Source organism: Paraburkholderia lycopersici (assembly GCF_900096975.1).
In the GTDB taxonomy this organism is placed as follows: Bacteria; Pseudomonadota; Gammaproteobacteria; order Burkholderiales; family Burkholderiaceae; genus Paraburkholderia; species Paraburkholderia lycopersici.
The window spans coordinates 43,913-55,919 of the sequence record NZ_FMYQ01000013.1; the positions used below are offsets into that span (position 1 = coordinate 43,913).

Below are 12,007 nucleotides of genomic sequence, written 5' to 3' on the forward strand. Positions count from 1 at the left end.
TGGGCGGCGGAGTCACATTTTGTCTGAGTTCGAAGCGGGTTTTATTCTCACCCGCCATTGGCGCGATACGGGAGACATCACCGAGGTCGACTTCTGGCTCGCGACCGGGGCGGGCCCGCGCCAGTTGCGCCTGCGGGCGCAGCCGTCCGTCGCGTTCGTGCCGGCCGCGCAGGAAGCGGCTGCGCGCATTGCACTGAAGAGCGACGCGCGCGCCGAGCTTCGACCGCTCTCGTTGCGCGACTTCCAGCGCCGCCCCGTGCTCGGCCTCTACTCGCCGCAATATCGCGCGTTGTCGGTGCACGCCAGACATCTCGCGAAAGCCGGCGTCGATGTCTACGAAGCCGACATTCAACCGCCCGAGCGCTACATGATGGAGCGGTTCATCACCGCGCCGGTCCTGTTTCGCGGCAATGCGGCAGAGGCCGAAGGCAAGCTGCTGCTCGACGGCGAGATGAAACCGGCAAACGGCTATCGCCCGCGCCTGAACCTCGTCTCGCTCGACATCGAAACGAGTGCCCGGGGCGAGCTGTATTCCATCGCGCTCGAAGGCTGCGGGCAACGCCAGGTCTTCATGCTCGGCCCCGCGAACGGCGACGCAAGCGCACTCGACTTCGACTTCGAATACTGCGCGAGCCGCGCACAGATGCTCGAGTGCCTCAACGCCTGGATAGCAAAGCACGACCCCGACGCCATCATCGGCTGGAATCTCGTGCAGTTCGACTTGCGCGTGTTGCACGAGCATGCCCGGCAAACCGGCGTGCCGCTGCGTCTTGGCCGCGGCGGCGAGGTCATGGAGTGGCGCGAGCACGGCATGCGCGAGAACCATTTCTTTGCGGGCGTGGCGGGCCGCCTCATCATCGACGGGATCGAGGCGCTGCGCTCCGCCACCTGGAGCTTTCCGTCGTTCAGCCTCGAATACGTAGCGCAGGCGCTGCTCGGCGAAGGCAAGTCGATCGACAATCCGTATCAGCGCATGGACGAAATCCAGCGCCGCTTCGACGAGGACAAGCCCGCGCTCGCGCGCTACAACCTCAAGGATTGCGAACTGGTCACGCGTATCTTCGAGAAGACAGAGCTGATTGCCTTCCTGCTCGAGCGCGCGTCGGTGACGGGGCTGCCGGTGGACCGCAGCGGCGGCTCGGTGGCCGCGTTCACGCATTTGTATCTGCCGAAAATGCATCGGCTCGGCTACGTCGCGCCGAATCTCGGCGACGTGGTGGGCGAAAACAGCCCAGGCGGCTTCGTCATGGACTCGCGCCCGGGCATCTACGACTCGGTGCTCGTGCTCGACTACAAGAGCCTCTATCCGTCGATCATCCGCACGTTTCTGATCGATCCTGCCGGGCTGATCGAAGGCCTGAGCGCCCCCGGCGACGAAGCCTCCGTGCCGGGCTTCCTCGGCGCGCGCTTTTCGCGCGTGACGCACTGCCTGCCGGAAATCGTGCACCAGGTGTGGGAGGGGCGCGAGAATGCCAAGCGGCAGCACAACGCTCCGCTTTCGCAGGCGCTCAAGATCATCATGAATGCGTTCTACGGCGTGCTCGGCTCGACCGGCTGCCGTTTTTTCGATCCACGCCTCGCCTCGTCGATCACGATGCGCGGACACGAGATCATGCGCAAGACGCGCCAGCTCATCGAGGCGCAGGGCTACGACGTGATCTATGGCGATACCGATTCGACCTTCGTCTGGCTCAAGCAAGCGCACAGCGAGGCCAGCGCCGCGGAAACCGGCAAGCGGCTCGTCGAACACGTTAATGCATGGTGGAAGGGCGATCTGCAAGAACGTTTCGGTCTCCAAAGCGCTTTGGAGCTTCAGTTCGAGCGCCACTATTCGCGCTTTCTCATGCCCACGGTGCGCGGCGCCGAGGAAGGCAGCAAGAAGCGTTACGCCGGCCTCACGCTCGCGAAGGACGGGCGAGAAGAGGTCGTGTTCAAAGGTCTCGAAACCGTGCGCACCGACTGGACGCCGCTCGCGCAGGCGTTCCAGCGCGAGCTTTACCGGCGCATTTTCCAGCGCGAGCCGTATGTGGAATACATTCGCGACTATGTGCGACGCACGCTCGACGGCGAGATGGACGACCAGCTCGTCTACCGCAAACGCCTGCGACGGCCGCTCGCCGGGTACCAGCGCAACGTGCCGCCGCACGTGCGAGCAGCGCGCGTGGCCGACGAGTTCAATCGCGCGAAGGGGCGCCCGCTCCAGTATCAGAACGGCGGCTGGATCAGCTATGTGATGACGACGGCCGGACCCGAGCCGCTCGAAACGCTGAGCTCGCCGCTCGATTACGCGTTCTACGTGAGCCGGCAGCTACGGCCCGTCGCGGACGCGATTTTGCCCTTCCTGCGCGAGGATTTCGATACCGTCATGTCGGGGCAGCGGAGCTTGTTCTGATTCCGGGCGCGCCCTATCCCTATCGCATGCGCTCGATGAATCGCCAGAGCGCGTCGTCCGTCGAGTACGGCGCGTTGAAGCGAAACCACGCGCTCGGTTCATCGTCGGGACGAAAATAGGAGCCCGGGGCGAGCCAGATGCCGTCGCGCAGCGCCGCCGTGGCAATCGCCCCGGCGCGCTCGGGCTCGACGGCAAGGCGCGCCCATACGAAGAGGCCAGCGCGAGGACGATGGAACACCTCCAGCCCGAGCGCGTCCAGCCGCTCCTCCACGCACGCGTGCGCGGCCTTCAGCCGCTCGTTCACGAGCTCGACATGCCTTGCGTGGCGGCCTTCCAGCAATACCTTGTCGACGATGCGCTCGATCGTCGCCGACGACGTGAGCCCAACCGCCATCTTCGCGCGCGCCAGTTCGCGCAGCACGTCGCGCTCGGCGACGACGTAGCCGCAACGCAGCGAAGGCGTGACCGTCTTCGAAAAGCCGCCGACGTACAGCACGCGCTGCAGGCCTTCCATCGCCGCAAGCAGGGGCGCGCCGGTCGGCGCCAGCTCGCGGCTCACGTCGTCCTCGACGACCCACATGCGCTCGCGCTCGGCGATCTGCAGCAGGCGGAACGCGTTGGCCATCGTATACGTCGCGCCCGTGGGGTTCTGCAGCGTCGTGTTCACGAAGATCGCCTTCGGCTGGCGGGCGGCCACCTGGCGTTCGAGCGCCTCAATATCGAGCCCCGCCGGCGTACGCGGCACGCCGTGCACCGCGAGCCCCGCAAGCTTGAGGATCTGCAGCAGGTTGCAGTAGCCGGGGTCTTCCACGAGGACCGAATCGCCCGGGCGCAGCAGCGTGCGCACGATGAGGTCGAGCGCCTGCGTCGCGCCCTGGGTGAGCAGGACGTTGGACACCTCGACGGGCAGCCCTTGCCGGTCGAGCTGGGCCGCGATGCGCTCGCGCAGCGGCGCGTAGCCGTAGGGGTGCCCATAATCGCCAAGGCGCACCGCGGGTACACGGCTCGTTGCGCGCAACGCGTGATGCAGGCCGCTCTCGTTGATCCATTCGCCCGGCATCCAGCCGCAGCCAGCCTTGATGGGCACCGAGTGGTCCGCGAATACGTCGGAGAGCAGCCACGTGGCCGTGAGCGTGGGCGGCTGCCAGCCCGTCACGCTTGCGCGCGCCGGCTCCGCACTTTCGCTGCGCGACGCCACGCGGTAGCCCGAGCCGCGCCGTGCGACGACGAGGCCCATCGAAACGAGCCGGTTGTACGCCTCCGTCACCGTGTAGGTGGAAAGCGCGTGCGTTTGCGCGAGCTGCCGCACCGAAGGCAGCAGCGCGCCCGCGCGCAGGGTTTGCGCCTCGATGGCGCGCGTGAAGGCCAGCACGAGTTGCTCGACGAGCGTGGCCGAAGCGCCGCGGCCGCGCTCCAGTGCGAGTTCGATCATCTGGGAGAAAAGAATGCGATGCGAGGGAAAGCCCGAGCGATTCGATCGCTGACCAATACAGTTGGCGCGAATTGTCCAGCACGGTTTCCAGATCAGTATAGAGACTGTCTATGCCGTCGTTCAAGTCCGGACGCTACAGTTGCATGAAACCCACCTGAGGAGGAAACCCATGACTTCGCGCCCCGTCATCGACGATCTCTCGTCGTTCTGGATGCCGTTCACGGCCAACCGCCAGTTCAAGGCCGCGCCGCGCCTGCTCGAATCGGCCAAGGGCATGTACTACCGCACGACCGACGGCCGCGAAGTGCTCGATGGCAGCGCGGGGCTCTGGTGCGTGAACGCGGGCCACGCGCGCGAGGAGATCGTCGCGGCGATCGCCCAGCAGGCGGCGACGCTCGATTTCGCACCGACCTTCCAGATGGGCCACCCGCTCGCGTTCGAAGCGGCAAGGAAGGTCGCCGAAGTCATGCCGGCCGGGCTCGACCGCGTGTTCTTCACGAACTCCGGTTCGGAATCGGTCGATACGGCGCTCAAGATCGCCCTCGCCTACCATCGCGCGCGCGGCGAAGGCCAGCGCACGAAGCTCATCGGCCGCGAGCGCGGCTATCACGGCGTGGGTTTCGGCGGCATCTCGGTCGGCGGCATCGGCGCCAACCGCAAGGCGTATTCGGGGCAACTGCTGCCCGCCATCGATCATCTGCCGCACACGCACAGCCCGGAGCACAACGCGTTCTCGAAGGGCCAGCCCGCGTGGGGCGCGCACCTCGCCGACGAACTCGAGCGCATCGTCGCGCTGCACGATGCTTCGACGATCGCCGCCGTGATCGTCGAGCCCGTGGCAGGGTCGACCGGCGTGCTGATTCCGCCGCAAGGCTATCTGCAACGCCTGCGCGAGATCTGCACGAAGCACGGCATCCTGCTGATCTTCGATGAAGTCATCACGGGCTTCGGCCGCCTCGGCAAGGCGACCGCCAGCGAGTATTTCGGCGTGACGCCCGACATCATCACGATGGCCAAGGCGATCAACAATGCCGCCGTGCCGATGGGCGGCGTGGCCGCAAGCCGCACGATTCACGACACCATCGTCAACGGCGGCGCACCGGGCGCGATCGAGCTTTTCCATGGCTACACGTACTCGGCGCACCCGCTCGCCGCCGCGGCCGCGATCGCAACGCAAGACCTGTATCGCCGCGAAGGCCTTTTCGCGCGCGCCGAAGCGCTCGCGCCGAAGTTCGAAGCCGCCGCACACGCATTGCGTGGCGAAAAGCACGTGAAAGACGTGCGTAATCTCGGGCTCGTCGCCGGCGTCGAACTCGAATCGCGCGATGGCGCGCCGGGCGCGCGCGCCTACGAGGTCTTCGTGAAGTGCTTCGAGGCGGGCGTGCTGATCCGCTTCACGGGCGACATTCTCGCGTTCTCGCCGCCGCTCATCGTGAGCGAGGAAGAAATCGCGCGCCTGTTCGGCACGGTGCGCGACGTGCTCGCCACGGTGCAGTAATACGCGATGCGCGTGCGAGGGCGCGAGCCCTTGCATGCCTGCACGCTCCCTGCGGCGATGCGGCGCACGGACGGCCCGGGCTCTTCGGGCCGCTTTTTTTTGCGGGCCGCCCCTTTTCAGGCGAGAGGATTGCGCGGTCGGGCCGGTATGGGCCGCATTCACGGTTCAAGCACCGAACGCGCCATCGGCGTATCGTTGCCCTATCCGTCACACCTTGCTATTGCGCCAGGAGGGAATCCCATGAAGATGCCAATCCGCACAGGCACGCATATCGAGGGCATCCACTGGATCGCCGAGTATCTGGAAGCGACCCGTCAAATCCGCGTACTCCGCGACGGCCGCGAGGTCGACATCATCCCCGCGCCACCGGCCATGTTCGGCGAGGAACGCGACGCCGGATCGGCCAGCGACGCCGCCAGCCGCGCCGAAGAAGCCGCGCTGCTCGCATGCCTGCGCCGCTATGTGGCCGACGTACAACCGGAAGAGTAGGACTCTTGAGCGTTGCCCCGGCGGAACGGAAAAAGGAAAGAAGTCAGGGCAACCCGCCCCGCGCTGCCCTCATGCACGTGGCTTAAGTCTGTTCGCCGTCCTGCTCGCGGAAAATGCGATCGGCGAGATGGAACGCCGAATTCGCCGCCGGTACGCCGCAGTAAATGGCGGTCTGCAGCAGCACTTCCTTGATTTCGTCGCGCGCGACGCCGTTGTTGCGCGCCGCGCGCAGATGCAGCGCGAGCTCCTCGCTGCGGTTGAGCGCGACCATCATCGCAATCGTGAGCAGGCTGCGCGTGTGGCGCGGCAAGCCTTCGCGTGTCCAGATCTCGCCCCATGCATAGCGCGTGATGAGGTTCTGGAATTCCTCGGTCACGTCCGTGCGATTCGCGAGGGAGCGATCGACATGCGTGTCGCCCAGCACGGCGCGGCGCACCTGCATGCCCGCTTCGTAGCGTTCTTCGTCGTTCATCACGCCCCCAGCAGGAAATCCACGACGATCTTGTTGTACTCGTCCGCGAGCTCGACGTTGGAGATGTGTGCGGCGTTCAGCTCGGCATAGCGCGCGCCCGGCACCGACGCGGCCAGTTCACGGCCCTGCGCGGGCGTGGCGGCCAGATCGTGCGTGCCCGAGATCACCAGCGTGGGCGCCTTGATCGATCCAGCCTCGCCGCGCAGATCGGCCGCGTTGATCGCTTCGCAGTTCGAAGCGTATCCCTCATTGTCGGTATGCACGAACACGTCGCGCACCTGCGACATGACGAGCGGATTGCGCGCGATGAATTCGGCCGTGTACCAGCGTGGCAGCACCGCGTCGACGAGCGCGAGCATGCCTTCGCTGCGCGCCTTCGCCGCACGCGGCACCCACACCTCGGGCGTCCCGATCTTGGCGGCCGTGTTGCAAAGCACGAGACGATCGATGCGGTTGCCGTAACGTGCGCCAAGACCCACGCCCGTCAGACCACCCATCGAGACGCCCGCGAAATGCGCGCGCTCGATGCCGATCTCGTCGAACAGACCGATCACGTCGCCCGTCAACTGCTCGATCGTGTACGGGCCCTTGGGCGCCGCCGAGTGGCCATGGCCGCGCGTGTCGTAGCGCAGCACGCGGAAGTGCTTCGTGAATCCGGCGATCTGCGGGGCCCACATCGACATGTCGCTACCGAGCGAATTCGACAGAACCACCCACGGCGCCGTGCGGTTTTCCGCACCGTCGATGCGGTAGAACAACTGCGTGTCGTTGACGGCTGCGTAAGGCATGCGTGTTACTCCTCGAGTGTCTTCAATGATCAATGGGAAGCGCGTTGTTTTGCATTCGTTTCGTACGACGCGAGCACCGCATCGACGAAAGCGTGCGCCTCGCCCACGTAGCTGGCCGGATCGAGCAGCGCCTTCAGGCGCGCTTCGTCCAGATGCCGGGTGACGGCGGGGTCCGCCGCGAGGACTTCGTAGAGCGAGCGGCCGCTTTGCACCGCGGATTTCGATGCGTGCTCAACGAGATGATGCGCATCGAGGCGGCCGATCTGATCGCCGAGCGCGAGCATCACCGCCTCGCCGAGAATGAGACCGTGCGTCGCGTCGAGATTCTCTGCGAGCCGCCCGGGCCGCACTTCGAGACCGGCCGCGATCTGTTCGATCTGCGCGAGCGCGCCGCCAGCCAGGCGCGCCAGATCGGGCAGCGCATCCCATTCCGCTTGCCAGCCGCCCAGCGCGCGCTCGTGCTCCTGAACCATGCCGGCGAACACGGTCGCGACGAGGCCCGGCGCGCGCGTCGCAGCCGTCAGGACGGCCGCGCACCCCACCGGATTTCGCTTGTGCGGCATGGTCGAGGAGCCGCCCTTGCCCGCCGCGGCCGGTTCGGCCAGCTCGCCGATTTCGGTCTGCATCTGCAGGGAGATGTCGCGGGCAATCTTGCCTAGCGTACCGATGAGCATGCCGAAGAACGATGCGGCCTCGGCAATGCGGTCGCGCTGCGTGTGCCACGGCAACGCAGGCAACGCAAGACCGAGGTCCTGTGCCAGCGCGGCGCTTACTTTCGGCGCGGCGTCGCGCAGGCTGGCGAGCGTGCCTGCCGCGCCGCCGAACTGCAGCACGAGTGCGCGCTCGCGCAGCGCGGCAAGCCGTTCGCGATGACGCAGCATGGCGTCGAGCCATTGCGCGAACTTCAGGCCGAGCGTGATGGGCAGCGCCTGCTGCAGCCACGTTCGCCCTACCGCGGGCGTCGTCCGATGCGTGCGCGCGAGGCCCGCCAGCGTCGCGCAGGCCGTGTCGATGCCGCGCTCGATGAGCGCGAGCGTGTCGCGCAACTGCAGCACGGTGGCCGTATCGATGACGTCCTGGCTCGTGGCGCCCCAATGTACGTATTTGGCGGCCTCGGGGTCCGCAGCCTTCACGCGCGCCGTGAGCTGCTTGACGAGCGGAATCGCCAGATTGCCGCCGAGCGCGGCGTCGCGTGCGAGCGCCTGCGCGTCGAGCTGATCCGCCGAGCAGGCCGCGACGATCGAGGCCACGGCCGGCTGCGGAATCACCCCGTGTGCGGCGCTGGCGCGCGCCAGCGCCGCCTCGACGTCCAGCATGCGTTGCAGCGTGGCATCCGGCGACCAGACCGCGTTCATCGGTCCGGTCCCGCAGATCAGGCTCGTGAGGCGTTCAATCATGGAAAGTGGTGCGAGGAAAATACAGGCGTTCAGTACAGATCAGATGGCCGGTGGCGCGGCAACCAGCGGCGTGGGCCGCCGGCCGCCGCGCCACGAACGCGCGCGGTGCGCAAGTCGTGCACGCCGCCAGTTTACGCTGCGCTGCGATTCCGCGTCGCGTCGATCAGCGGCACGCCGGCGAGCTTCTGGAGCGCGTCGAAGTCGATGTCCGAATAGATCTCGCGCACGGCGAGCCCTTCGGGCGTGACGTCGAGCACGGCGAGGTCCGTGTAGATGCGGCCCACGCAGCCCACGCCCGTCACCGGATAGGTGCATTCGCTCACGAGCTTGCTTTCGCCCTGCTTCGTGAGCAGCTCCATCATGACGAACACCTGCTTGGCGCCAAGCGCGAGGTCCATTGCGCCGCCCACGGCCGGAATGGCGTCGGGCGCGCCCGTATGCCAGTTCGCGAGGTCGCCTTTCACCGACACCTGGAACGCGCCGAGCACGCAGTAGTCGAGATGGCCGCCGCGCATCATCGCGAACGAGTCTGCATGGTGGAAAAACGCGCCGCCCTTGAGCAGCGTGACGTGCTGCTTGCCCGCGTTGATGAGTTCGTCGTCTTCCTCGCCGGGCGCGGGCGCCGGACCCATGCCGAGCAGGCCGTTCTCGCTGTGCAGGAAAATTTCCTTGCCCGGATCGAGGTGGTTGGCGACCAGCGTGGGGACGCCGATGCCGAGATTCACATAGGCGCCTTCGGGAATGTCCGCGGCCACGCGCTTGGCCATTTCGTCGCGATTCAGTCGTTTCATTGCCTCTCTCCGTTCCTTCAGGCTGCCTGGCCGTGCGCTCGATGGGCCGCTTGCGGCACTTCCACGACGCGCTGCACGAAAATGCCGGGAGTCACGATATTTTCCGGATCGAGCTGGCCGAGTTCGACGACCTCCGACACCTGAGCGATGGCGACCTTCGCCGCGCTCGCCATGATCGGGCCGAAGTTGCGCGCCGTCTTGCGATAGACGAGATTGCCCCAGCGATCGCCCTTGTACGCCTTGATGAGCGCGAAGTCCGCATGCAGCGGCGACTCGAGCACGTAGTGGCGGCCGTCGATCAGACGCGTTTCCTTGCCCTCGGCCAGCTTCGTGCCGTAGCCCGTGGGCGTGAAGAAGCCGCCGATGCCCGCCCCCGCCGCGCGAATGCGCTCGGCGAGATTGCCCTGCGGCACGAGTTCGAGCTCGATTTCGCCGGCGCGATAGAGCGCGTCGAACACATACGAGTCGGTCTGGCGCGGGAACGAGCAGATGATCTTGCGCACGCGCTTCGCCTTGAGCAGCGCGGCAAGACCGGTGTCGCCGTTGCCCGCGTTGTTGTTGACGATCGTGAGGTCGCGCGCGCCCTGCTCGATGAGCGCGTCGATCAGTTCGGCGGGCATACCGGCCGTGCCGAAGCCGCCGATCATCACCGTGGCGCCGTCATGGACGTCGGCCACGGCGCCTTGAAGCGAGTCGAAAATCTTGTTGATCATGCCTGTTCCTGAAAGCGATGCACATCGCGGAAGGTCCACGTCACTCGATCGTAAATGTTCTTTATACGAACACCGATTCGTTTAGCGAACGATCAGCGCATTATCGAAGCGGACTTGCGCGCTTGTCAAGGCGGGGCAACCCACATACCGCGACTGTTTCCGCTTCGCGCCGCAGCCAACCCGCACCGAAGCGCCACGCACTTTTCCTCCGCGCTTTCGGGCCAGGAAAGGCCGTGCGCACATATCCCGATATGCGGGCTTTCAATTCATCAACTAGTCTCTATCCGGTTTCGACATAGTCCATCGCGGCCGTTCGCCATTCCTCATGCAAGACCTCGACTTGAACCTCATTCCCTTTCTCGTGGCCATGGGGGAAACGCGCAACGTGAGCCGCGCCGCCGAACGGCTCGGCGTGAGCCAGCCGCGCGTGAGCACGGCGCTCGGCAAGCTTCGCGAATATTTCGGCGACCCGTTGTTCGTGCGCGCCTCGCGCGGCATGGAGCCCACCCCGCGAGCGCTCGGCTTGATTCCCGCGGCGCGCGACGCGCTGGTCCACATCGAAAAAGGCATGCTGCAGGCGCAGGACTTCGATCCCGCCACGAGCACGCATACGTTTTCGATTGCCCTTTCCGATGTCGGCGAGATCGTTTTTCTCCCACGCCTGCTGCAAGTGTTCGCCGAGCGTGCGCCCAACGCGAATCTGCGTTCGGTGTCGCTACCGCCAAGCCAGGTGGAACGCGGACTCGAATCGGGCGATGTCGATCTCGCAGTGGGCTATTTTCCCGACCTGGGCGGCAACAACTTCTTCCAGCAGCGCCTCTTCACCCACCGCTTCATCTGCATGATGCGCAGCGGCCATCCGCTCGCGGGCAAACCCATGACGATCGAGCAGTTCCTCGACATGGGCCATGCCGTCGTGCGAGCCGAAGGGCGTAGCCAGGAAGTACTGGAACACTATCTGGAGAAGCGGCGGATGCGCCGCCGCGCCGTGCTCGAAACCCCTCACTTCATGAGCTTGCCGTTCATTCTCACGCGCTCGGACCTCATCGCGACCGTCCCGCATGCCATCGGCTTCGCCTATGTCTCGGAGCACGCATCGATCACGCTCGTCGAGCCGCCGCTGCCACTGCCTCGCTTCGATCTCAGGCAGCACTGGCACCGCAAGTATCACAACGCGCCTCGGGGGGCGTGGTTACGCGGCGTGGTGGCGGAACTGTTCAACGACGCCATGGACGAGTGGCCCAAATGAGCGCGCAAAAGCAGATGGGGCCGCCGCGGCCACGTCGCACCAAGCCTGACAAAACATGAAACAATGTGCGTCCGCGGTGCACGCCCCGGCGGCGTCCTGCCACACGATGGGAGCCCATGCATGAGCGAAGAAAAAAAGGCAACGAAAGCGAAGCAACGCAAGAAAGCGTCAACCACGAGCGCGCCGGCCGGCCGGCCCTCGCGCGCCGAAGCCGAGGACGCCGTGCGCGTGCTGATGCGCTGGGCCGGCGACGACCCCGCGCGCGAGGGGCTGATCGACACGCCTGCACGCGTCGTGCGCGCCTATGAAGAGTTCTTCGCGGGCTATCAGGTCGATCCGCGTGAAATCCTGTCGCGCACGTTCTCGGAGGTGGACGGTTACGACGAAATGATCGTGCTCAAGGACATCCGCTTCGAGAGCTATTGCGAACATCACATGGTGCCGATCATCGGGCGCGCGCACGTGGCGTATCTGCCTGAGCATCGCGTGGTGGGCATCTCGAAGCTCGCACGCCTCGTCGATGCATTCGCAAAGCGTCTGCAGATCCAGGAGAAGATGACCGCGCAGATCGCCGACACGCTCAATGAAATCCTGCAGCCCAAGGGCGTGGGCGTGATACTCGAAGCGGCACATCAATGCATGTCCACGCGCGGCGTGCATAAAGCGGGCGTGGAGATGGTCACGTCGCGCATGCTCGGCACCTTCCGCACCGACCCTTCCACGCGCCGCGAATTTCTCTCCATCGTCGGCAATCCGGGCGCGATGAGCGTTGCGAATACCTGAATA

At 65.9% G+C, this 12,007-nt stretch carries 11 protein-coding genes; 5 read left to right on the forward strand and 6 right to left on the reverse strand.

What is annotated here, in order from left to right; translation table 11 throughout:
• Nucleotides 1-19: 19 nt before the first annotated feature.
• Nucleotides 20-2,392, forward strand: a complete 2,373-nt coding sequence (locus BLU17_RS15670; RefSeq protein WP_091997992.1) for a DNA polymerase II — start codon at nucleotides 20-22, stop codon at nucleotides 2,390-2,392.
• A 19-nt stretch (nucleotides 2,393-2,411) separates the two neighbouring features.
• Here the strand turns inward: BLU17_RS15670 and BLU17_RS15675 are convergent, their stop codons facing one another.
• Nucleotides 2,412-3,824, reverse strand: coding sequence for an aminotransferase-like domain-containing protein (locus BLU17_RS15675; RefSeq protein WP_091997993.1), 1,413 nt, complete (start codon nucleotides 3,822-3,824; stop codon nucleotides 2,412-2,414).
• 169 nt (nucleotides 3,825-3,993) lie between these two features.
• On the opposite strand from BLU17_RS15675, the gene aptA reads away from it, so the two are divergent.
• Entirely contained in the window at nucleotides 3,994-5,322 is a 1,329-nt protein-coding gene (gene aptA, locus BLU17_RS15680) for an omega-aminotransferase AptA (protein ID WP_091997995.1), read from the forward strand.
• Nucleotides 5,323-5,562: 240 nt separating this feature from the next.
• Complete coding sequence (locus BLU17_RS15685; RefSeq protein ID WP_091997997.1) at nucleotides 5,563-5,811, forward strand: hypothetical protein; 249 nt, start codon at nucleotides 5,563-5,565, stop codon at nucleotides 5,809-5,811.
• A gap of 82 nt (nucleotides 5,812-5,893) precedes the next feature.
• Here the strand turns inward: BLU17_RS15685 and pcaC are convergent, their stop codons facing one another.
• The 5 genes from pcaC to BLU17_RS15710 all read right to left on the reverse strand — a co-directional run bounded on the left by pcaC (nucleotide 5,894) and on the right by BLU17_RS15710 (nucleotide 9,972).
• Nucleotides 5,894-6,283: a 4-carboxymuconolactone decarboxylase gene (pcaC, locus tag BLU17_RS15690; RefSeq protein ID WP_091997998.1), complete on the reverse strand. Its 390-nt coding sequence runs from the start codon at nucleotides 6,281-6,283 to the stop codon at nucleotides 5,894-5,896.
• Nucleotides 6,283-7,071: a 3-oxoadipate enol-lactonase gene (gene pcaD, locus BLU17_RS15695; protein ID WP_091998000.1), complete on the reverse strand. Its 789-nt coding sequence runs from the start codon at nucleotides 7,069-7,071 to the stop codon at nucleotides 6,283-6,285. Before pcaD ends, pcaC begins: the two co-directional genes overlap by 1 nt.
• Before the next feature lie 29 nt (nucleotides 7,072-7,100).
• Nucleotides 7,101-8,468 (reverse strand): 3-carboxy-cis,cis-muconate cycloisomerase, encoded by a 1,368-nt coding sequence (locus tag BLU17_RS15700; protein ID WP_091998001.1) that lies wholly within the window; start codon nucleotides 8,466-8,468, stop codon nucleotides 7,101-7,103.
• Nucleotides 8,469-8,599: 131 nt separating this feature from the next.
• Nucleotides 8,600-9,259: a 3-oxoacid CoA-transferase subunit B gene (locus BLU17_RS15705; protein WP_091998003.1), complete on the reverse strand. Its 660-nt coding sequence runs from the start codon at nucleotides 9,257-9,259 to the stop codon at nucleotides 8,600-8,602.
• 17 nt (nucleotides 9,260-9,276) lie between these two features.
• Nucleotides 9,277-9,972 (reverse strand): 3-oxoacid CoA-transferase subunit A, encoded by a 696-nt coding sequence (locus BLU17_RS15710; RefSeq protein WP_091998006.1) that lies wholly within the window; start codon nucleotides 9,970-9,972, stop codon nucleotides 9,277-9,279.
• 325 nt (nucleotides 9,973-10,297) lie between these two features.
• Here BLU17_RS15710 and BLU17_RS15715 point away from each other — a divergent pair, with 325 nt between their 5' ends.
• Together BLU17_RS15715 and folE are read left to right on the forward strand one after the other, a co-directional pair.
• Nucleotides 10,298-11,221, forward strand: coding sequence for a LysR family transcriptional regulator (locus BLU17_RS15715; RefSeq protein ID WP_091998008.1), 924 nt, complete (start codon nucleotides 10,298-10,300; stop codon nucleotides 11,219-11,221).
• A 120-nt stretch (nucleotides 11,222-11,341) separates the two neighbouring features.
• The gene (gene folE / locus BLU17_RS15720; RefSeq protein ID WP_091998011.1) at nucleotides 11,342-12,004 is read left to right on the forward strand and encodes a GTP cyclohydrolase I FolE; all 663 of its coding nucleotides are present in this window, start codon (nucleotides 11,342-11,344) and stop codon (nucleotides 12,002-12,004) included.
• The last annotated feature ends 3 nt before the right edge of the window (nucleotides 12,005-12,007 follow it).